Origin of the sequence: Serratia bockelmannii, from assembly GCF_008011855.1 — a bacterium.
Lineage (GTDB): Bacteria > Pseudomonadota > Gammaproteobacteria > Enterobacterales > Enterobacteriaceae > Serratia > Serratia bockelmannii.
Map to the genome: position 1 here is coordinate 106,312 of NZ_VOUX01000002.1, position 21,038 is coordinate 127,349.

A 21,038-nucleotide genomic window follows, 5' to 3' on the forward strand; every position below is an offset into this window, starting at 1 on the left:
CGCGGGCTCCTGTAGAGCGGCCTATTTGCGGCTCAGGCTACCGCGGCGGAACAGATTACGGCGTATCCGCGTCAGTCCCGGTTTGGGTTTACGCGGTTCGTCCAGGCTGGCCAACACCAGCTCCAGCACGCGTTCGGCCACGTCGCGATGGCGCTGCGCTACCGCGAGCACCGGGCACTCCAGAAAATCCAACAGCTCATGGTCGCCGAAGGTGGCAATCGCCAGATCGGTCGGCAAACGGCCGCGTTGCTTCAGCGTCACGTCCATCACGCCCTGCAATAAAGAGAACGACGTGGTGAACAGCGCCTGCGGCATCGGGTGCGTTTTCAGCCATTCGGCAAACAGCGCGCCGGCGGCCTCACGCTCATAGCTGTTGGCGTACAGATAATCGACATGGCGAGGATCCTCTTGCCAGGCCTGACGGAAGCCCTGCTCACGCAGGAAGCTGACCGAAAGCTCCGGCAAGGCGCCCAGGTACAGTACCGACTCCGCCGGGAAGGTGCGCAGCTCCTGCGCCAGCGCAAAGGCATCTTCCTCGTCGGCCCCGACGACGCTGATGAAATGCTCGCGATCCAACGCGCGGTCCAGTGCGATGATCGGCAGCGGATCGTTGGCCCAGCGTTGATAGAAGGGGTGCTCCGGCGGCAAGGCGGTGGAAACGATGATGGCGTCCACCTGACGCTGCAGCAAGTGCTCGATACAGCGCATTTCGTTGTCCGGCTGATCTTCGGAGCAGGCGATCAGCAATTGATAACCACGCTGGCGCGCCTGACGCTCCAGGTAGTTGGCGATACGGGTATAGCTGGTATTTTCCAGATCCGGGATCACCAGACCGATAGAACGGGTGCGCCCAGCGCGCAGCCCTGCCGCGACGGCATTCGGGTGGTAGTTATGCTCCCTGACCACGGCCATCACTTTCTCGACGGTTTTATCGCTGACACGATACTGCTTCGCCTTGCCGTTGATGACATAACTGGCCGTCGTGCGCGAAACGCCCGCGAGACGCGCGATTTCATCCAGTTTCACATTAACCCCTTAATGACGCTGAAAATAGAAGTGAAGGCTGTGCTCGGATTAACCATGATATCCCGTGCGGTTATTCAATCCAGCCTCTGCGATCTAACAGCAGAAAACACTACCTAGCAACCGCTTTTGCCGAAAGGTGCCAGCAATCGGGCAAAAAAATGCCGAAAAACAAAGGGCGCAGCCATGCCGCGCCCCGATTATTCGCCACTAAACCGCGCTCAGCGCATGATTTTGTCGCCGCGCGACACGCCGACCACGCCGGAACGCGCCACTTCCACAATCTCCGCCACTTCACGCACCGCGCTCAGGAAGGCGTCGAGCTTGTCGCTGGTGCCGGCCAGCTGTACCGTGTACAGCGTCGCCGTCACATCGACGATCTGGCCGCGGAAAATGTCGGCGCAGCGTTTCACCTCTTCACGGCCATAACCGCTGGCCTGCAGCTTCACCAGCATGATCTCGCGCTCGACGTGAGCGCCTTGCACCAGCTCGCTGACGCGCAGCACGTCCACCAGCTTGTGCAGCTGTTTCTCAATCTGCTCCAGCACTTTCTCGTCGCCGACGGTCTGGATAGTCATGCGCGACAGCGTCGGATCGTCGGTCGGCGCCACCGTCAGGCTTTCAATGTTATAACCGCGCTGGGAGAACAGCCCGACCACGCGCGACAAGGCGCCGGATTCGTTTTCCAGCAAGACAGATAAAATACGGCGCATGATCAGGTCCTCTCCGTTTTGCTAAGCCACATTTCGTCCATGCTTCCGCCGCGGATCTGCATCGGGTAAACATGTTCGGTTTCGTCGACGGTCACGTCGACGAACACCAGCCGCTCTTTTTCCGCCAGCGCCTGCGCCAGCTTGCTTTCCAGCTCATCCGGCGTGCGGATGGCGATGCCGACATGGCCGTAAGCCTCGGCCAGCTTGACGAAGTCCGGCAGCGAATCCATGTAAGACTGCGAATGGCGGCCGGAATAAATCATGTCCTGCCACTGCTTCACCATGCCCAGATAACGGTTATTGAGGTTCACCACCACCACCGGCAGGTTATATTGCAGCGCAGTGGACAGCTCCTGAATATTCATCTGAATGCTGCCGTCGCCGGTCACGCACACCACGGTTTCTTCCGGCAGCGCCAGCTTGACGCCCAATGCCGCCGGCAGGCCGAAGCCCATGGTGCCGAGGCCGCCGGAGTTGATCCAGCGGCGCGGTTTGTCGAACGGATAATAGAGCGCGGCGAACATCTGGTGCTGGCCCACGTCCGAGGTGACGTAGGCGTCGCCTTTGGTCAGGCGGTGCAGGGTTTCGATCACCGCCTGCGGCTTGATGGTGCCGCTGTGCTTGTCGTAACCCAGGCAGTCGCGGGCACGCCACTGCTCGATAGACTGCCACCAGTCGCGCAGCGCATCGTGATCCTGCGCTTTCTCATCCTGCGCCAGCAACTCCAGCATTTGAACCAACACCTGCTTGGCATCACCGACGATCGGAATATCGGCGTCCACCGTTTTGGAGATCGAAGTCGGATCGATATCAATGTGCAGCACGGTGGCGTCCGGGCAGTATTTAGCCAGATTGTTGGTGGTGCGATCGTCGAAGCGCACGCCTACGGCGAAGATCACGTCGGCATGGTGCATGGTTTTGTTGGCTTCATAGGTTCCGTGCATGCCGAGCATACCGACGCTCTGACGATGGGTGCCGGGGAAAGCGCCCAATCCCATCAGGCTGCTGGTTACCGGCAGGTTCAGCTGCTCCGCCAACGACAGTAATTCAGCTTCACAACCGGCGTTGATCGCGCCGCCGCCGACGTACATCACCGGCTTTTTGGCCGCCAGAATGGTTTGTAACGCGCGTTTGATCTGCCCGCGGTGGCCCTGCACCGTCGGGTTATAAGAACGCATGCTCACGTCCTGCGGGTAGGCATAAGGCATCCGCACCGCCGGGCCGACAATGTCTTTCGGCAGATCGATCACTACCGGGCCGGGGCGGCCGCTGGAAGCCAGGTAGAACGCCTTCTTCAACACCGCCGGGATGTCTTCGGTGCGTTTTACCAGGAAGCTGTGCTTCACCACCGGGCGCGAAATCCCCACCATATCGCACTCCTGGAAGGCGTCGTAGCCGATCAGCGAGCTGGGCACCTGCCCCGACAGCACCACCATCGGGATCGAGTCCATATAAGCGGTAGCGATACCGGTAATGGCGTTGGTGGCGCCGGGGCCTGAGGTCACCAACACCACGCCCACTTCACCGGTGGCGCGCGCGTAACCGTCGGCCATGTGCACCGCACCTTGCTCGTGGCGCACCAGAATATGATCGATCCCTCCGACCGTATGCAGGGCGTCGTAGATATCGAGCACCGCCCCGCCGGGATAGCCGAATACATGCTTAACGCCCTGATCGATCAACGATCGGACGACCATCTCGGCTCCTGACAACATCTCCATGGGTTTGCCTCCAGGCTTGCTTATTCTTCTCTGGCGCCGGAACGTAGCGCCTGCTGCGGGGCAATGCCCCTAAATTTTTATGGGTTGTCGCTATCGAATTAACATAACGTCAGAAGATGGGGCAGGCAAACGGCAAAATGGCTTAACAGCGGCGGGGTTATTGCCAAGCGGCTGGAGATCGCGGCTTTATAAAAACAATGCGCTAGCCCCAGAGGCGTCAGGCTAGGCATTGTTTCGAACAGAGGGAAAATTACAGAACTAAATCAGGCGAGGTATATGCCGTTTTTTTCGCCGGACGCGCGATCCGGCGGCGGCGTCAAGCCTGTTCCTGGTACATTGAGTCGATTTCACGCTGATAGCGCTGCAGGATCACTTTGCGGCGCAGCTTCAGCGTTGGCGTCAGCTCTCCCAGCTCCATGGAAAAGGCCGCCGGCAGCAGAGTGAACTTCTTCACCTGTTCGAAGCGCGCCAGCTCCTTTTGCATCTCGCGCAGACGCTTTTCGAACATCTCGAGAATTTCACCGTTGCGCAGCAGTTCCAGACGATCTTGGTACTTCAGGTTGACTGACTTCGCGTACTCTTCCAGCGACTCAAAGCACGGCACGATCAGCGCGGAAACGAACTTGCGCGCATCGGCGATGATCGCCACCTGTTCGATAAAACGGTCCTGCGCCAGCGTACCTTCCAGCATCTGCGGCGCGATGTATTTGCCGCCGGAGGTTTTCATCAAATCCTTCAGGCGCTCGGTGATGAACAGATTGCCCTCTTCATCGATCGCCCCGGCATCGCCGGTTTTCAGCCAGCCGTCTGCGGTAAAGGTCGCGGCGGTTTCCAATGGCTTGTTGAAATAGCCGCGCATCACGATCGGCCCTCGCACCTGGATTTCATTTTCTTCACCGATGCGCACCTCGACCTCCGGCAGCGGTTTGCCGATGGAGCCGAAACGGAAATGCCCCTCTTCCCAACAGGAGACGGTCGCACAGGTTTCGGTCATGCCGTAGCCGTACTTGATGTTGACGCCCATCGCCTGGAAGAACAGGATCACATTGTCATCCAGCTTGGCTCCCGCCGCCGGCAGAAAGCGCACCCGGCCGCCGAGGATACCGCGCAACTTGCTCAATACCAGCTTGTCGGCCCAGCGATGAGAGAGTTCGAACAGTTTGCCCAACGGTTTGCCGGCCCGCTCTTGAAGGAACTTGCGCTCCCCGCAGACGATCGCCCAGTGGAACAGCGCGCGGCGCAGCCAAGGGGCGCGCGCCACTTTTTCATGCACCGCGCTGAAAATCTTCTCGTAGAAACGCGGTACCGCGCACATCAGCGTCGGGCGGACCTGCCCCATCGCTTCCCGCACCCAGTCGGTGTTCGGCAGGAAGACGTTCTGCGCGCCGGAATGCATCACAAAGAAGCTCCAGGCACGCTCGAACACGTGCGACAGCGGCAGGAAACTGAGCGACACATCTTCTTCGCCGACCGTCAGCCTTTCATCATGCAGGTAGAGCTGCGCCGCCAGATTGCGGTAGTCCAGCATCACCCCCTTAGGCTCACCGGTGGTGCCCGAGGTATAGATCAGGGTGAAGAGATCCTGAAGGTCGCACTCTTCAATGCGCTGCCGACGTTGAACGATAAAAGCCGCCGGATCGGCGGCACGCTCGAAGGCGCTCAGATGCTGTGCGATCTCGCAGCCGCGCAGATCGGCATCCTCGTCAAACACGATAATATGGCGCAGCTGTGGGCAAACGCCGCGCAGCGCGATGGCGGCGTCAAGCTGCGCCTGCTCGCCGACGAACAGTATACGGATGTCGGCGTCGTTGATGACAAATGCCGCCTGCGCCGGCGTATTGGTGGAATACAGCGGCACGCTGACGCCGCGCAGATGCAGGATAGCGAGATCGGCCAACGACCAGGCTATGCCGTTATTGGCGAATATACCTATGCGCTCTTGCACTTCGGCCCCAAGGGCCAACAGCCCGGCGGCAATGCGATCGATGCGGGTGGCAGCCTCTCCCCAGGTCAGTTGAAACTCGCCGTTGGGCGACCATTGGCGAAAAGCTGTGCGATTGGCTCGATGGGTGATTTGATGCTGTATACGATGGATCAAATGGTATTGCAGCAGATTAGTGATCATAGTGCTCTAAGCCTGAAATGAATCATACAGTTAAGCCTGAACGACGCCTTGCGGCCCTCATCTCAGCTTACACGTGTTTACTTTTTTCCGCGCAGTCTACCTACTCTCAGGCAGAGGGAAAAGTGATTTCAGCGTAGAAGTGTGAGCCAAAACTCAGGCCGGCTTTCGTGCTTTCATGGGTTGGACAGAACGGGAAGGAAAAGGTTGGGTGGCAGCAATAAAACGCGGCCCATCCGGGCCGCCGCATCGAATTAGTTTAAAATACCAGCCGAAAAGTAAAAATCAGAATATTAATTTATATTAATTATTTTTGGTAAACGAACCAACCCACCCTGAAAATAAGTTATTTTATCGCCGCAAAACCAAGAAACATCTTAATAAAAACCCAGATAGTTCTTAGCTTTTATCATGAGAAAAAAACGCTCAGTTGAATATTATTTTTGTATGACCCCATTTTTTATCGCGTTACTTTGGGTTACCGGCCTCAATCAGAACGGATTTCATCCACTGGTGGCCTTTATCCCGCTCGGAGGATTCATGCCAGGAGAGATAGCAAGTGGCTTTATTATCGTTGCCACATAAAGGAACCGACTTTATTTTCAACGCTTCCGTCTGTTGCCGCACCAGCCAGGCGGGCGCAATCGCCACCATGTCCGTTTGCGACACCATATTCAACACGCTGTAGAGATCCGTGCACTGTTGTGTCACGGTGCGCAGCATCGGTTCCTCTAAATAAAAAGGTTTACTGAAAGAACCAAAACTTTCCAGAGAAACTGCCGCGTGCTGTTCGGCCAACATTTTCTCCGGCGTCACCTCCTCCCCTATTCGCGGGTGCGCCTGCGCGACCGCCAGCACTAATTCGTCGTCGAACATTGCCAGGCTGCGAAACTCCGCCGACTCGAAACGGCTGTAGCCGATGACAAACTCGACGTCCTGATAACGCAATTGATGTTCGATATTATTGTTAATGTATGACTTTATTTGCAGGTTAAGCTGCGGCGCGATCTGTTTGACGTGATTGATTATTCCAGCGCCCAGACGTAAATCGAGCGGGCTGCACAGCGACAAGGAGAACGCTCGCGTGCTGGTCAGCGGCTCAAACTCAGATCCTGGCAACTCATTTTGTACCAGCTGCAGCGCTTGCCGCACCGGCCCGAACAGCTGCCTGGCGCGCATAGTGGGCTGGATCCCGCGCCCGCAGCGCACGAACAGTTCATCGTTGAACATCACCTTCAGGCGCGCCACCGCGTTACTCACCGCCGGCTGCGACATCCCCAACGAATTAGCGGCTCGCGTAATATTTTGCATTTGCATCACGGCGTCAAACACCGTCAGCAAATTAAGATCGACGCTGCGCAAATGGATGTCCGCCGGCTCTTTGACCATGGCGATTTCTGAATCATATTCAGCCATATTTCACTCCACTAAATCCTGTGTAGATAATCTAATCCTTATGCTCGAAAAACAATGAAACGCCGCATTGTCTTATCTTTGCACGACAAATCCTGCTATTACCGTCATGAGCCGATAAAAAACCTCGTGTTATCGACACGATATAAGTCGTATATGGAATGCATGTCAGTCACTTATCCCGTCAGCAGGAAGAATGCTACCTGGGTGGTACCAACAATTAGGTATTAACAATGATTAATACAATTAAACAACGTAACCGCACTGTATGAGACAAACTATAAAAACACATCATAAGCAATCAAACCATCTAAAAACACCGCTCACTTTGTGTAAAATCGCATTATTTTGTTATATTATGACTAAAACAATCAATTAATCATATGAATCCAATTTCAATCATTTGAATTAAAAATGTTATTTTGTTGCCTCCCGTGATTAATCTCTCTTAATTTTCATCACAAATCTTAACCCAACAAAATCCAGAAGCAATTAGCGCAGTCTCTATTCGATTCGTTTATGCTAAGCAACGCGCAAACTGCGCCCCACTTTTTCTCTAGAGCACCGCATTTTTACCGAATGTTCCTCTGTTTGGCCACTTAGCCGGTGCATTGTCCCCGCATTCAATCAGGTGTTGACATCGCCAGGCCAATCACGTATCAAATTAGGCAGACACCCAATTTAAGAGAAGCTGAACCCTTATGATCCGTACCCACCGTCTACTAGGCCTACTACTCAACGCATCTTGTTTGCGCGGTATGCCTGTGGATGAAGTTCGGAGCTGACTCAGCCGATCACCCATAAGAAACCCGCGCTACTGCGCGGGTTTTTTTTTGCCCGCTTAGCGTGAAATCAACACGATAAGGAATGCACCGATGAGCCAACAAGTCATTATTTTCGATACCACGCTGCGTGACGGCGAACAGGCATTGCAGGCCAGCCTGAGCGTAAAAGAGAAGATTCAGATTGCGCTGGCGCTGGAAAGAATGGGCGTTGACGTGATGGAAGTCGGCTTCCCGGTCTCTTCGCCGGGCGACTTCGAATCGGTGCAAACCATCGCGCGCCAGATCAAGAACAGTCGCGTCTGCGGCCTGGCCCGCTGCGTGGACAAAGACATCGACGTGGCTGCCGAAGCGCTGCGCGTCGCCGAAGCGTTCCGCATCCACGTGTTCCTGGCCACCTCCACCCTGCATATCGAATCTAAGCTGAAGCGCTCGTTCGACGAAGTGTTGGAGATGGCGGTGCGCTCTGTCAAACGCGCCCGCAACTACACCGACGACGTAGAGTTCTCCTGTGAAGACGCCGGCCGCACGCCGATCGACAATCTGTGCCGCGTGGTCGAAGCCGCCATCAACGCCGGCGCCACCACCATCAATATTCCGGACACCGTCGGCTACACCACGCCGAACCAGTTCGGCGGCATCATCACCACCTTGTATGACCGCGTGCCGAACATCGACAAAGCCATCATTTCCGTACACTGCCACGACGATTTGGGCATGGCGGTCGGCAACTCCATTGCCGCGGTCCAGGCCGGCGCCCGTCAGGTGGAAGGCACCCTGAACGGCATCGGTGAGCGCGCCGGCAACTGTTCACTGGAAGAGGTGATCATGGCGATTAAAGTGCGCCAGGACATCATGAACGTGCACACTAACATCAATCATCAGGAAATCTTCCGCACCAGCCAGATCGTCAGCCAGCTGTGCAACATGCCGATTCCGGCCAACAAGGCGATCGTCGGCTCCAACGCCTTCGCCCACTCCTCCGGCATTCACCAGGACGGCGTGCTGAAGAACCGCGAAAACTACGAAATCATGACCCCGCAGTCGATCGGCCTGAAGGACGTGCAGTTGAACCTGACCTCCCGCTCCGGCCGCGCGGCGGTGAAACACCGCATGGAAGAGATGGGCTACCAGGAGCAGGACTACAACCTGGATACCCTGTATGCCGCCTTCCTGAAGTTGGCCGACAAAAAAGGCCAGGTGTTCGACTATGACCTGGAGGCGCTGGCCTTCATCAATAAACAGCAGGAAGAGCCGGAGCACTTCAGCCTGGGCTACTTCAGCGTGCAGTCCGGCAGCAGCATCATGGCCACCGCCTCGGTGAAACTGATCTGCGGCGGCGAAGAGAAAGCCGAAGCCGCCACCGGCAACGGCCCGGTCGATGCGGTCTATCAGGCGATCAATCGCATCACCGATTACCCGATCGAGCTGGTGAAGTACCAGTTGACCGCCAAGGGCCATGGCCGCGACGCGCTGGGCCAGGTGGATATCGTCGTCTCTTACAACGGCCGCCGCTTCCACGGCGTAGGCCTGGCGACCGACATCGTCGAATCCTCTGCCAAGGCAATGGTGCACGTGTTGAACAATATTTGGCGCTCACAGCAGGTAGAAAAAGAAAAGCAGCGCCTGCAGCAAAACAAACATCAAAATAATCAGGAAACGGTGTGAACATGACGAAGACTTATCACATTGCCGTCTTGCCCGGAGACGGCATCGGCCCGGAAGTAATGGCTCAGGCGCGCAAAGTATTGGACGCAGTGCGTCAACGCTTTGATATTCGCATCACCACCGCCGAGTACGACGTCGGCGGCATCGCCATCGATCGCCACGGCAGCCCGTTGCCGGCGGCGACCGTCGCCGGCTGCGAGCAGGCCGACGCCATCCTGTTCGGCTCGGTGGGCGGCCCGAAATGGGAACACCTGCCGCCGGCCGAGCAGCCGGAACGCGGCGCGCTGTTGCCGCTGCGCAAGCACTTCAAACTGTTCAGCAACCTGCGCCCGGCCCGCCTGTATCAAGGGCTGGAGGCATTCTGCCCGCTGCGCGCCGACATCGCCGCCCGCGGCTTCGACATTCTGTGCGTGCGCGAACTGACCGGTGGCATCTACTTTGGCCAACCGAAGGGCCGCGAAGGCCAGGGCATGCAGGAGCGCGCTTTCGATACCGAGGTGTATCACCGTTTCGAGATTGAACGCATCGCACGCATCGCCTTCGAATCCGCCCGCAAGCGCCGCCACAAGGTGACGTCGATCGACAAGGCCAACGTACTGCAAAGCTCCATCCTGTGGCGTGAAGTGGTCAATCAGGTTGCCAAGGATTACCCGGACGTGTCGCTGTCGCACATGTATATCGACAACGCCACCATGCAGCTGATCAAGGATCCGTCCCAATTCGACGTGCTGCTGTGCTCCAACCTGTTCGGCGACATCCTGTCCGACGAATGCGCGATGATCACCGGCTCGATGGGCATGTTGCCATCCGCCAGCCTGAACGAGCAAGGCTTCGGCCTGTACGAACCGGCGGGCGGTTCCGCGCCGGATATTGCAGGCAAAGGCATCGCCAACCCAATTGCGCAGATCCTGTCCGCCACCCTGCTGCTGCGTTACAGCCTGGGCGCCGATGAAGCGGCCGACGCCGTGGAGCGCGCCATCAACCAGGCGTTGGAACAGGGCTACCGTACCGCCGATCTGGCCGGTGACGGCAAAGCCGTCAGCACCGATGAAATGGGCGACATCATCGCTCGCTTTGTAGCTCAGGGGGCATAACATGGCCAAGACCTTATATCAGAAGCTGTACGACGCCCACGTGGTATACGAAGCGCCGAACGAAACGCCGTTGCTGTATATCGACCGTCACCTGGTGCACGAAGTCACCTCGCCGCAGGCGTTCGACGGCCTGCGCGCCATGGGCCGCAAGGTACGCCAGCCCGGCAAAACCTTCGCCACCATGGATCACAACGTGTCGACCCAGACCAAAGACATCAACGCCAGCGGCGAGATGGCACGTATCCAGATGCAGGAGTTGATCAAGAACTGCGCGGAATTCGGTGTTTCGTTGTATGACCTGAATCACCCCTTCCAGGGCATCGTGCACGTGATCGGGCCTGAGCAAGGCATGACGCTGCCGGGCATGACCATCGTCTGCGGCGACTCGCACACCGCCACCCACGGCGCTTTCGGCTCGCTGGCGTTCGGCATCGGCACCTCCGAAGTGGAACACGTGCTGGCGACCCAAACCCTGAAGCAGGGCCGGGCCAAAACCATGAAGATTGAGGTTACCGGCGACGCCGCCGAGGGCATCACCGCCAAAGACATCGTGCTGGCGGTGATCGGCAAAACCGGCAGCGCCGGCGGCACCGGCCACGTGGTGGAGTTCTGCGGCAAGGCGATCGAAGCGTTGAGCATGGAAGGCCGCATGACCCTGTGCAACATGGCGATCGAAATGGGCGCCAAAGCCGGCTTAGTGGCGCCGGACGACACCACCTTCGCCTACCTGAAGGGGCGCCAGTTCGCGCCAACCGGCGAAAACTGGGAGCAGGCGGTCGCTTACTGGCGCACGTTGAAGTCCGACGCCGACGCCCAGTTCGATACCGTGGTGACGCTGCGCGCCGAAGAAATCGCGCCGCAGGTCACCTGGGGCACCAATCCCGGCCAGGTGATCGCCGTCAATCAGGCGATCCCGGCGCCGGAATCGTTCAACGATCCGGTCGAGCGCGCCTCCGCCGAGAAAGCGCTGGCCTACATGGATTTGAAGCCGGGCATCAAATTGACCGACGTGCCGATCGACAAAGTGTTCATCGGCTCCTGCACCAACTCCCGCATCGAAGATCTGCGCGCGGCGGCGGCGATCGCCAAAGGGCGCAAGGTCGCCAGCGGCGTGCAGGCCATCGTGGTGCCGGGATCCGGCCCGGTGAAGGCCCAGGCGGAAGCCGAAGGGTTGGACAAAATCTTTATCGAAGCCGGTTTCGAATGGCGTTTGCCGGGTTGCTCAATGTGTCTGGCGATGAATAACGACCGTCTGAATCCGGGCGAGCGCTGCGCATCCACCAGCAACCGTAATTTTGAAGGGCGTCAGGGCCGCGGTGGGCGCACCCACCTGGTCAGCCCGGCGATGGCCGCCGCGGCCGCCGTCGCCGGTCACTTCGCCGACATCCGTGATATTCACTAAGGGGCTAACGTGGCTAAATTTACTCAACATACCGGCTTAGTGGTGCCTTTGGATGCGGCCAACGTCGACACCGACGCCATTATTCCCAAGCAGTTCTTACAGAAGGTCACCCGCACCGGTTTCGGCCAGCATCTGTTCAACGACTGGCGCTTCCTCGACGATGCCGGCCAGCAACCGAACCCGGCGTTCGTGCTGAACAAACCGCGCTATAAAGGCGCCAGCATCCTGTTGGCGCGGGAGAACTTCGGCTGCGGCTCCTCGCGCGAACACGCCCCTTGGGCGCTGACCGACTACGGGTTCAAAGTGGTGATCGCGCCGAGCTTCGCCGATATCTTCTACGGCAACTCATTTAACAACCAGCTGTTGCCGGTAACGCTGAGCGAGCAGCAGGTGGATGAGCTGTTCAAACTGGTAGACGCCAACGAAGGGACGGAGTTCGTGGTGGATCTGGAGAACCAGACGGTCAACGCCGGCGGCAAAAGCTATCCGTTCGAAATCGACAGCTTCCGCCGCCACTGCATGATCAACGGGCTGGACAGCATCGGCCTGACGCTGCAGCACGAAGTGGACATCTCCCGCTACGAAGCGCAGCAGCCGGCGTTTCTGAATTAATCCCCTTCACCCGCCGCCCGGCGGGTGAATTTTTTCCTCACCAGTAGCCCAGCAGCTTCCACCACGCCCCGCCGATCAGCATCCAGATCAGCAGGTTAACCACACTCATCACCCATCCCGCTTTCCACCATTCTCCCAGCGTCACATAGCCGGAGCCAAAGATGATCGGCGCGGTGCCGGTGCCGTAATGCGTCAGCGACATCATCAGCGAAGAAGAAAACGCCAGGATCAGGCCCAGCAGCGCCGGTGGCGCGCCAAGCGCGATGCCGGCTGCGAAGAAGGCGGCGAACATCGCCGTCACGTGTGCGGTGGTGCTGGCGAAGAAATAGTGCGAATACAAGTAGATGAGAGTCAGCAAGATCGTACCGCCCACCCAGCTCATGCCCATATGGTCAATGCCGTTGCCCACGGTCTGCGACAGCCAGCCGATCAGCCCCAGCTTGCCGAGGAAACTGGCCATCATCACCAGCGCCGAGAACCACACCACGGTGTCCCAGGCCCCTTTATGCTTCAGCACATCCTCCCAGCTCAGCACGCCGGTGGCCAGCAGCACCGCCAGGCCGATCAGCGCCGCGGTGGTGGGATTGACCGCCAGCGCCGGGCCGAAGATCATCGCCGGAATGCCGGCCCACAGTATCAGCAACAGCGCGAACACCCCGAGGGTAATTTTTTCCGGCAGCGTCACCGGCCCCAACGCCTGCAGTTTTTCGCGCGCGAAGCGCGGCGCGTCCGGGGTGCTTTTCACCTCCGGCGGATACAACAGGTAGATGACCAGCGGCATCACGAGCAGCGAACACAGCCCCGGGACCAGGGCGGCAATCGCCCACATCGACCAGGACAGCTCGAAGCTGCCATGGGTGCCTTTGGCGATCAGGCTGACGATCAACGGGTTAGGCGCAGTGGCGGTGATAAACATCGCCGAGGTGACCGGGTTGATGTTGTAGTTCACCAGCGACAGGTAGCGGCCGATCTTGCCGGAGGTATTGAGCTCCGGTTTTGAACCGAAACTGTCGGCGATCGATTTCATGATCGGGTGAATGATGCCGCCGCCGCGCGCGGTGTTGCTCGGCGTCACCGGCGCCAGCGTGGTTTCCGCCAGCGTCAGCGCATAGGCGATGCCCAGCGTTTTTTTGCCGAACAGCGAAATAAAATAGTAGCCGATGCGCGCGCCCAGCCCGGTTTTGTTCAGGCTGAGGGAGATCATGATCGAAAAGCCGATCAGCCAGATCAGTTGGTTGGAAAAACCGCTGAGTGCATCGTCCAGCGCGGCGCCCGGCTTGCCGGGATTGGTGACGCCGGTCACCGCCACCAGGGCGATGGCGATCACTGAGACCGCGCCAATCGGCATCGCTTTGCCGATAATGGCGATGATGGTGCCGATAAACAGCGCCAGCAGCTGCCAGGCGTTGGGCGCAACGCCCTCCGGTACGGGAATGAGGAACCAGATAATCAGCGTGGCGGCCAGGGCGCACAAGGAAGGAAGCGGTTTGAGCGGTGTGAGTTTATCCATAACGTTCCCACTGTTCTAAACAACAAGGCGGCATCTCAATAGCGAGACGGGCGTGGGCGCAACGATCGCGCTCCATATGCCTCCAGCTTGGGCGTCCGCTTCAGCCTTCTCAATGACTTGCATCAAGAATGCCGTCGTTTAACCTCACACTTCACGCACTTTGGCGCTCATCCCGAGCGCCGCCAGCGCCAACAGCGCCGCCATCCAATACACCGAGCCATGACCGAGGTTCTCCACCAGTGCGCCCTGCAGCACCCCGGCCAGGATCACCCCGGTCGAGATACTGTTGGTGAACAGCGTGGTAGCGGCGCCCGGTCGGCCCGGCATCAAATCCTGAAAATAGAGCATGCCGATACCGGCGACGATACCGATAAACACCGCGTTGAGCAGCTGCAGCGCGATCAGGGCCGGCTTGCTCTCCAGTACCGTCAGCCCGAGGTAAAACAGCACGCCTGCCACCACCGCCAGCAGCATCATGTTGCGCTTGCCGAAACGTTTGACGTAGTAACCGGCCAGCAGCATCGCCGGGATCTCCAGCCCGGCGGCGGTGCCCATCAACACCCCGGCCAACCCTTCCGGCAGGCCGAGATCGGCGGTGATATACAGCGGCATATCGATGATATACAAGGTGTTGCAGGTCCACATCAGCATTGAGGCGATGAACAGCAGCCGTACGTCGCGATTGCGCCAGGCACTGGCGGGCGCGATCGGCGCAGACACCCCACCCTGCAGCCCCTCATTTTCCGCCGCGCGCGGCACCGAAGGCAGCATAAACCCCACCAGCAGCACGCAAACCGCGAAGGTGGCGGCGGCGATCAGGAACATCACGGTGAATCCGTAGTTCAGCGCCAACGCAAACGACAGCGGCGGGCCGATCACCCACGCCAGCGAAAGCTGGGCGCGCATCACCGAGCTGAACATCACCACTTCACGCGCCTCGCTATCGGCATATTCCCGCGCCAGCGCGAAGATCTGCGGCATGGCGGTGTTGGCAACGGCGGACATCAGCACCCCGGCGGTGATCAGCGTCAGGTAGTCGCGGTTAAAGGCGAACAACAGGCAGTTACCGACCGCCATCAGGCAGCACAGCAGGATCAGCCTGCGGCGATCGCCGCGGGTGTCGGAACGTTTGGCCAGCAGGAAGCTGACGACGATGCCGGCCACCGCGTTGGCGGTATAAAACAGCCCGACCCACAGCGGCCGCACCTTAACTTCGGTGGTCAGAAACAGGCTGAGCGTCGGCGTCAGCAATGCGCCGGCGATGCCGGAGAGAAAAGCGATCAGTAGGAATGCGGCAAAGATGGGGTTAATGCGCAGTGACAACCGGCTCAGGCGTTGCATATCGTCTTCCCTGACCTCAAAGCAGAAGAAAGAACCTTAGGCCACGGCAAGAAAAATGCAAGCGCATCGCCATGTCCATGCATAAAAAAACCAGTGGGTTGCCCCACTGGCTGGTGAAACAGCACCATTACTCAGAAACTTGTTGCCGCAGCCCCTACAGGTGCTCGCGATATTGCTTATCGGTCATCTCTTTGATGTCCCATTGCGTCAGGTGTGCCAGCATCGCCAGCCGCGCCTGTTCGGGCACCACGCTCAGCCAGTCGGCGCGTTGACGGCGCACCGCGCTGAAATAGCGCTGATAGAACTGTTTGGATAAGAAAGCTTTCATGATTACGCCCTCCCCTTTCATTGATGAAAATTATCGGCGTAATATAGGGAAAGAAAAATTGACGAGTTGAGGCGGGAGCGTTCCTCTTTTATGTCCACGTCCAGATTGCAGCAACAGTTCATCCGCCTGTGGCAGCGCTGCCACGGTGAAACCACCGACACCACCCTGCAGGATCTGGCGGAGGTGCTCAGCTGCTCGCGGCGCCACGTGCGCTCCCTGCTGAGCGCCATGCAGCGGGAAGGCTGGCTCACCTGGCAGGCGGAGTCGGGGCGCGGCAAGCGTTCACGGTTAACCTTCCACTACACCGGCCTGGCGCTGCAGCAACAGCGGGCCGAGGAGCTGTTGGAACAGGATCGCATCGATCAGTTGGTGCAGCTGGTGGGCGACAAAAACGTGGTGCGCCAAATGCTGCTGTCGCAGCTGGGGCGTAGCTTCCGCCAGGGTAAACACATCCTGCGGGTGCTCTACTACCGGCAGTTGTACAACCTGCTGCCCGGCTCGGCGCTGCGGCGTTCGGAAACCCATTTGGCGCGCCAGATCTTCAACGGCCTGACGCGCATAAATGAGGAAAACGGGGAACTGGAGTCCGATCTGTCCCACCATTGGCAGGCGCTGACGCCCTTGCACTGGCGGTTTTACCTGCGCCCGGCGATCCATTTTCATCACGGCCGTGAGCTGGAGATGGCAGACGTCATCACTTCCCTCTCGCGTCTCACCTCGCAACCGCTGTTCTCACATATCGAAAGCGTCACCTCGCCGACGCCGTTCGTTATCGACGTGCATCTGCGCAGCCCCGACCACTGGCTACCCTGGCTGCTGGGCAGCGTGCAGGCCATGATCCTGCCGCGCGAATGGCGCGAACTGCCGGACTTCGCCCGCCATCCGGTCGGCACCGGCCCCTACCGCGTGGTGCGCAATCTTCCCAGCCAGATGAAGATCCACGCCTTCGACGACTATTTCGGCTACCGGGCGCTGATCGACGAGGTGAACATCTGGGTGCTGCCGGAGTTCTCCGAAGAGCTGGTGCACTCCGGCGTGCAGCTGCAGGGCGATGAAACCGGCAAAAACGAACTGGAAAGCCGACTGGAAGAGGGCTGTTATTTCTTGCTGTTCGATCAGCGTTCCCCGCTGGCCGCCGACCCCGCCATTCGCAGCTGGCTGTGCGAATTGATCAACCCCATTTCATTGCTGAGCCACGCCGGGCCGCTCTACCAGCGCTATTGGTCGCCGGCATACGGCCTGCTGCCGCGCTGGCACCACAACCGCACGCTGGCGCAGCAACCCAAACCGGCGGGGCTGACTGAACTGACGATGACCCACTTCAATGAGCATTCGGAGTTTCACGCCATTCGCCAGGCGATCGAACCGCTGCTGGCGCAGCACGGCATCCGCCTGATCGTACAAAGCGTGGATTACGCCACCTGGCACCAGGGCGACGCGCGCAGCGATCTGTGGCTCGGCAGCGCCAACTTCTATCTGCCGCTGGAGTTTTCGCTGTTCGCCACGCTGTACGAACTGCCGCTGATGCAGCACTGCATGAACGAGGATCTGGCGCAGGACGCGGAGTTATGGCGCGCCAACCGCTTGCCGCTGGCGGAGTTTTGCCAGCGGCTAGTCAGCAACCACCAGCTACATCCGCTGTTCCACCACTGGCTGCAGCTGCACGGCCAGCGCAGCATGCGCGGCGTGCGAATGAACACCCTCGGCTGGTTCGACTTCAAGTCAGCCTGGTTTGCCCCGCCGGAGGCATAAGCGCCTTTCGCCCGGGTCGGTTAATCTTTACAATAGCGCCGTCTCAACGGGGTGCGGTGAGTCGGGCCGTGTGCATAAGCCCGATTTTCCGCTGAGAGCACACCCGTCGAACCTGATCCGGTCAATACCGGCGGAGGGATTTGAGCCCAGCGAACCGGCGACGCCGCCTCGCCCCCTCAGATACCCTTGCCCCCTTATTTTTCAGGAGTGCAACGTGGTCAAAAAATATCTGCCCTGCTTATTGCTGCTATGCGCCGCGCCGGTGTTCGCCAAGCCGACGCTGACGGTTTACACCTACGATTCCTTTGCCGCCGACTGGGGCCCTGGCCCGGCGGTAAAAAAAGCCTTCGAAGCCGAGTGCGACTGTGAGCTGAAGTTCGTGGCGCTGGAAGACGGCGTCTCACTGCTCAACCGCCTGCGCATGGAAGGCAAGAACAGCGCCGCCGACGTGGTGCTGGGGCTGGACAACAACCTGTTGCAGGCGGCGCAGCAAACCGGCCTGTTCGCGCCGAGCGGCGTCGACACCGCCAAACTGACGGTGCCGGGCGGCTGGCAGGATACGACCTTCGTGCCTTACGACTACGGGTACTTCGCCTTCGTCTACAACAAAGAAAAACTGAAGAATCCACCGAAAAGCCTGCAGGAGCTGATCAGCAGCGATCGCGACTGGAAGGTGATTTACGAAGATCCGCGCACCAGCACGCCGGGCCTCGGCCTGCTGCTGTGGATGCAAAAAGTGTATGGCGACAAGGCGCCGGCCGCCTGGCAGCAGTTGGCGAAGAAGACCGTCACCGTCACCAAAGGTTGGAGCGAGGCCTATGGCCTGTTCCTGAAAGGCGAAGGCGATCTGGTGCTCAGCTACACCACCTCTCCCGCCTACCACCTGATCGCTGAGAAAAAAGACCTCTACGCCGCCGCCACGTTCAGCGAAGGCCACTACCTGCAGGTGGAAGTGGCGGGCAAGCTGAAGGCCGCCAAACAGCCTGAACTGGCGGAGCGCTTCATGCAGTTCATGGTGACGCCGGCGTTCCAGAACACCATCCCGACCGGCAACTGGATGTACCCGGTGATCAACACCCCGCTGCCCGTCGGTTTTGAGCAGATGAACGTGCCGCAGACCGCGCTGCAATACAGCGCCGAAGAGGTGGCCACACAACGCGGCGGTTGGATCCGGGCATGGCAAACCGCCGTCAGCCGCTGATCCCCCGCTGGCTCTGGCCGGGGCTGCTGGCCGCCGGCGTGATCCTGCTGGTCGCCGCACTGGCGATGGGCTCGCTGTGGCACCATGCGCCGGACAGCGACTGGCGCGGCCTGTGGCAGGACAGCTACCTGTGGCACGTGGTGCGCTTCACCTTCTGGCAGGCGCTGCTGTCAGCGCTGATTTCGGTGCTGCCCGCCGTTCTGCTGGCGCGCGCGCTCTATCGCCGCCGTTTCCCCGGCCGGCAGCTGTTGCTGCGGCTGTGCGCCATGACGCTGGTGCTGCCGGTGCTGGTGGCGGTGTTCGGCCTGCTCAGCGTCTATGGGCGCCAGGGCTGGCTGGCGACGCTGTGCGGCTGGCTGGGCGTCGAATATGGCTTCTCGCCCTACGGGCTGCAGGGCATTCTGCTGGCGCACCTGTTCTTTAACCTGCCACTGGCCGCCCGCCTGTTGCTGCAGGCGCTGGAGAACATTCCGGTGGAGCAGCGCCAACTGGCCGCCCAACTGGGTATGAGCGGCTGGCAGCAGTTCCGCTTCGTCGAATGGCCGGCGCTGCGCCGCCAGATCCTGCCGAGCGGCGCGTTGATCTTCATGCTGTGTTTCGCCAGCTTCGCCACCGTGCTGTCGCTGGGCGGCGGACCGCAGGCCACCACCATCGAACTGGCGATCTACCAGGCGCTGAGTTACGACTACGATCTGGGCCGCGCCGCCATGCTGGCGCTGATCCAGTTAAGCTGTTGTCTGGGGCTGGTGTTGATCAGCCAGCGCCTGAGCCAGGTGCTGCCGGTGGGCCATACCCACGCCCAGCGCTGGCGCAACCCGGAAGACAGCCGGTGGCGGCGCATCAGCGATTTTCTGCTGATCGCCGCCGCGCTGCTGCTGCTGCTGCCGCCCCTGCTGGCGGTGATTGCCGACGGCGCCAATCAGGCCGTCGTCAGCGTGCTGCGCCAGCCGGTGCTGTGGCAGGCGCTGTTCACGTCGCTGCGCATCGCCCTCGGCGCCGGGCTATTGTGCGTGGCGCTCACGATGATGCTGCTGTGGAGCAGCCGCGAGCTGAAGCTGCGACAGCAACTGCGCGGCGGCCAGGCGCTGGAGCTGAGCGGCATGGTGATCCTGGCGATGCCGGGCATCGTGCTGGCCACTGGCTTCTTCCTGCTGCTGAGCGATACGATCGGGCTGCCGCAGTCGCCCTATGCGCTGGTGATCCTCACCAATGCGCTGATGGCGGTGCCCTATGCGCTGAAGGTGTTGGAGAACCCGATGCGCGACCTCGCCGAACGTTACAACCCGCTGTGCCTGTCGCTGGATATCCGCGGTTGGCAGCGGCTGCGGCTGATCGAACTGCGCGCGCTGCGCCGCCCGCTGGCGCAGGCGCTGGCCTTCGCCTGCGTGCTGTCGATCGGCGATTTCGGCGTGGTCGCCTTGTTTGGCAATGAGCATTTCCGTACCCTGCCTTTTTACCTGTATCAGCAGATTGGCGCCTACCGCAGCAACGACGGGGCGGTGACCGCGCTGCTGCTGCTGCTGCTGTGCTTCCTGCTGTTTACCCTGATCGAACGCTTACCGGGGCGCCATGCTGACGCTTGAAAAACTGACCTACCTGTATGAACACCTGCCGATGCGCTTTGATCTGCGCATCCAGCCGGGCGAGCGCGTCGCGGTGCTCGGCCCCAGCGGCGCCGGTAAAAGCACCCTGCTGAGCCTGATCGCCGGTTTTCTGCCGGCGGCCAGCGGCCGGCTGCTGCTGAACGGCGAAGATCATACCGCCACGCCGCCGGCCAAACGGCCGGTGTCGATGCTGTTTCAGGAGAACAACCTGTTCGCGCACCTGACGGTGGCGCAGAACATCGGGCTGGGATTGGATCCCGGCCTGCGCCTGACTGAACAACAGCGCCAACAGCGGGCGCATATCGCCCGTCAGGTCGGCCTGGAGGAGCACCTGGAGCGCCTGCCGTCGCAGCTTTCCGGCGGCCAGCGTCAGCGCGCCGCGCTGGCGCGCTGTTTGATTCGCCAACGGCCGATCCTGCTGCTCGACGAGCCCTTCTCGGCGCTCGATCCGGCGCTGCGCAACGAGATGTTGCAGCTGCTGCAGACGGTGTGCGAACAGCGTAATCTGACGCTGCTGATGGTGTCGCACAATCTCGACGACGCCGCACGCATCGCACCGCGCACGCTGCTGGTGGTCGACGGCCGCATCTACTACGACGGCCCGACGCAGGCCCTGCTGGACGGCAGCGCACCGGAAGCGCGCGTGCTGGGCATTTCGGGTAAAGCGTGATCTGACGCGCGTTTTTTATGCTGCGCCAATAAACCTGTTGTGCGAATTTTGCGCCTGTGTTTTTATAAAAACCTGACTTTTT

The 21,038-nt window shown here is 59.8% G+C and carries 16 protein-coding genes and 1 riboswitch; of the genes, 8 read left to right on the forward strand and 8 right to left on the reverse strand.

Annotated features, from left to right (window positions below; all coding sequences use genetic code 11):
* Positions 1 to 21 precede the first annotated feature (21 nt).
* The 5 genes from cra to leuO all read right to left on the reverse strand — a co-directional run bounded on the left by cra (position 22) and on the right by leuO (position 6,995).
* The gene (gene cra / locus FOT55_RS02610; protein ID WP_025301563.1) at positions 22 to 1,026 is read right to left on the reverse strand and encodes a catabolite repressor/activator; all 1,005 of its coding nucleotides are present in this window, start codon (positions 1,024 to 1,026) and stop codon (positions 22 to 24) included.
* Positions 1,027 to 1,244: 218 nt separating this feature from the next.
* The gene (gene ilvN, locus FOT55_RS02615) at positions 1,245 to 1,736 is read right to left on the reverse strand and encodes an acetolactate synthase small subunit (protein ID WP_004932806.1); all 492 of its coding nucleotides are present in this window, start codon (positions 1,734 to 1,736) and stop codon (positions 1,245 to 1,247) included.
* 2 nt (positions 1,737 to 1,738) lie between these two features.
* Entirely contained in the window at positions 1,739 to 3,457 is a 1,719-nt protein-coding gene (gene ilvI / locus FOT55_RS02620; protein WP_043135936.1) for an acetolactate synthase 3 large subunit, read from the reverse strand.
* Between the two features lie 316 nt (positions 3,458 to 3,773).
* On the reverse strand, positions 3,774 to 5,582 hold the full coding sequence (locus FOT55_RS02625) for an AMP-dependent synthetase/ligase (protein WP_060434223.1): 1,809 nt from the start codon (positions 5,580 to 5,582) through the stop codon (positions 3,774 to 3,776).
* A 465-nt stretch (positions 5,583 to 6,047) separates the two neighbouring features.
* On the reverse strand, positions 6,048 to 6,995 hold the full coding sequence (gene leuO / locus FOT55_RS02630) for a transcriptional regulator LeuO (RefSeq protein WP_025301560.1): 948 nt from the start codon (positions 6,993 to 6,995) through the stop codon (positions 6,048 to 6,050).
* An 872-nt stretch (positions 6,996 to 7,867) separates the two neighbouring features.
* On the opposite strand from leuO, the gene leuA reads away from it, so the two are divergent.
* Genes leuA through leuD form a run of 4 tightly spaced genes read left to right on the forward strand, consistent with a single transcriptional unit; the run spans position 7,868 to position 12,550 of the window.
* On the forward strand, positions 7,868 to 9,442 hold the full coding sequence (gene leuA, locus FOT55_RS02640; RefSeq protein ID WP_004932820.1) for a 2-isopropylmalate synthase: 1,575 nt from the start codon (positions 7,868 to 7,870) through the stop codon (positions 9,440 to 9,442).
* Between the two features lie 2 nt (positions 9,443 to 9,444).
* The gene (leuB, locus tag FOT55_RS02645; protein ID WP_025159635.1) at positions 9,445 to 10,536 is read left to right on the forward strand and encodes a 3-isopropylmalate dehydrogenase; all 1,092 of its coding nucleotides are present in this window, start codon (positions 9,445 to 9,447) and stop codon (positions 10,534 to 10,536) included.
* Position 10,537: 1 nt separating this feature from the next.
* A complete protein-coding gene (gene leuC, locus FOT55_RS02650) occupies positions 10,538 to 11,938 on the forward strand; it encodes a 3-isopropylmalate dehydratase large subunit (protein ID WP_025301558.1) in 1,401 nt (466 codons plus the stop codon).
* A 9-nt stretch (positions 11,939 to 11,947) separates the two neighbouring features.
* Positions 11,948 to 12,550: a 3-isopropylmalate dehydratase small subunit gene (gene leuD / locus FOT55_RS02655; RefSeq protein WP_043135950.1), complete on the forward strand. Its 603-nt coding sequence runs from the start codon at positions 11,948 to 11,950 to the stop codon at positions 12,548 to 12,550.
* A 37-nt stretch (positions 12,551 to 12,587) separates the two neighbouring features.
* Here the strand turns inward: leuD and FOT55_RS02660 are convergent, their stop codons facing one another.
* The 3 genes from FOT55_RS02660 to sgrT form a co-directional block, all read right to left on the reverse strand.
* Complete coding sequence (locus FOT55_RS02660; RefSeq protein WP_025301557.1) at positions 12,588 to 14,060, reverse strand: DASS family sodium-coupled anion symporter; 1,473 nt, start codon at positions 14,058 to 14,060, stop codon at positions 12,588 to 12,590.
* Between the two features lie 144 nt (positions 14,061 to 14,204).
* Positions 14,205 to 15,401, reverse strand: a complete 1,197-nt coding sequence (locus tag FOT55_RS02665; RefSeq protein ID WP_060434222.1) for a sugar efflux transporter — start codon at positions 15,399 to 15,401, stop codon at positions 14,205 to 14,207.
* Positions 15,402 to 15,555: 154 nt separating this feature from the next.
* Entirely contained in the window at positions 15,556 to 15,729 is a 174-nt protein-coding gene (gene sgrT, locus FOT55_RS02670; protein WP_071826098.1) for a glucose uptake inhibitor SgrT, read from the reverse strand.
* Between the two features lie 90 nt (positions 15,730 to 15,819).
* Between sgrT and sgrR the strand changes: the two genes are divergently transcribed.
* From sgrR to thiQ, 4 genes are all read left to right on the forward strand, one after another.
* On the forward strand, positions 15,820 to 17,481 hold the full coding sequence (gene sgrR / locus FOT55_RS02675; RefSeq protein ID WP_043135953.1) for an HTH-type transcriptional regulator SgrR: 1,662 nt from the start codon (positions 15,820 to 15,822) through the stop codon (positions 17,479 to 17,481).
* 37 nt (positions 17,482 to 17,518) lie between these two features.
* Positions 17,519 to 17,638, forward strand: a riboswitch (TPP riboswitch).
* 57 nt (positions 17,639 to 17,695) lie between these two features.
* Positions 17,696 to 18,682 carry a thiamine ABC transporter substrate binding subunit gene (thiB, locus tag FOT55_RS02680; RefSeq protein WP_025301554.1) on the forward strand — a complete coding sequence of 329 codons (987 nt, stop codon included), beginning with the start codon at positions 17,696 to 17,698 and terminating at the stop codon, positions 18,680 to 18,682.
* Complete coding sequence (thiP, locus tag FOT55_RS02685) at positions 18,658 to 20,265, forward strand: thiamine/thiamine pyrophosphate ABC transporter permease ThiP (RefSeq protein ID WP_147823056.1); 1,608 nt, start codon at positions 18,658 to 18,660, stop codon at positions 20,263 to 20,265. The genes thiB and thiP overlap by 25 nt, the downstream gene beginning before the upstream one ends.
* A complete protein-coding gene (thiQ, locus tag FOT55_RS02690; protein ID WP_025301552.1) occupies positions 20,252 to 20,956 on the forward strand; it encodes a thiamine ABC transporter ATP-binding protein ThiQ in 705 nt (234 codons plus the stop codon). Before thiP ends, thiQ begins: the two co-directional genes overlap by 14 nt.
* Positions 20,957 to 21,038: the final 82 nt, after the last annotated feature.

What these genes read in the sequence shown, in the direction of transcription:
- leuO (WP_025301560.1), bottom strand. Translation starts at nt 6,995, where the DNA reads ATGGCTGAATATGATTCAGAAATCGCCATGGTCAAAGAGCCGGCGGAC.
- leuA (WP_004932820.1), top strand. Translation starts at nt 7,868, where the DNA reads ATGAGCCAACAAGTCATTATTTTCGATACCACGCTGCGTGACGGCGAA.
- thiP (WP_147823056.1), top strand. Translation starts at nt 18,658, where the DNA reads ATGGCAAACCGCCGTCAGCCGCTGATCCCCCGCTGGCTCTGGCCGGGG.
- leuB (WP_025159635.1), top strand. Translation starts at nt 9,445, where the DNA reads ATGACGAAGACTTATCACATTGCCGTCTTGCCCGGAGACGGCATCGGC.
- leuC (WP_025301558.1), top strand. Translation starts at nt 10,538, where the DNA reads ATGGCCAAGACCTTATATCAGAAGCTGTACGACGCCCACGTGGTATAC.
- FOT55_RS02660 (WP_025301557.1), bottom strand. Translation starts at nt 14,060, where the DNA reads ATGGATAAACTCACACCGCTCAAACCGCTTCCTTCCTTGTGCGCCCTG.
- FOT55_RS02625 (WP_060434223.1), bottom strand. Translation starts at nt 5,582, where the DNA reads ATGATCACTAATCTGCTGCAATACCATTTGATCCATCGTATACAGCAT.
- sgrT (WP_071826098.1), bottom strand. Translation starts at nt 15,729, where the DNA reads ATGAAAGCTTTCTTATCCAAACAGTTCTATCAGCGCTATTTCAGCGCG.
- thiQ (WP_025301552.1), top strand. Translation starts at nt 20,252, where the DNA reads ATGCTGACGCTTGAAAAACTGACCTACCTGTATGAACACCTGCCGATG.
- ilvI (WP_043135936.1), bottom strand. Translation starts at nt 3,457, where the DNA reads ATGGAGATGTTGTCAGGAGCCGAGATGGTCGTCCGATCGTTGATCGAT.
- sgrR (WP_043135953.1), top strand. Translation starts at nt 15,820, where the DNA reads ATGTCCACGTCCAGATTGCAGCAACAGTTCATCCGCCTGTGGCAGCGC.
- FOT55_RS02665 (WP_060434222.1), bottom strand. Translation starts at nt 15,401, where the DNA reads ATGCAACGCCTGAGCCGGTTGTCACTGCGCATTAACCCCATCTTTGCC.
- ilvN (WP_004932806.1), bottom strand. Translation starts at nt 1,736, where the DNA reads ATGCGCCGTATTTTATCTGTCTTGCTGGAAAACGAATCCGGCGCCTTG.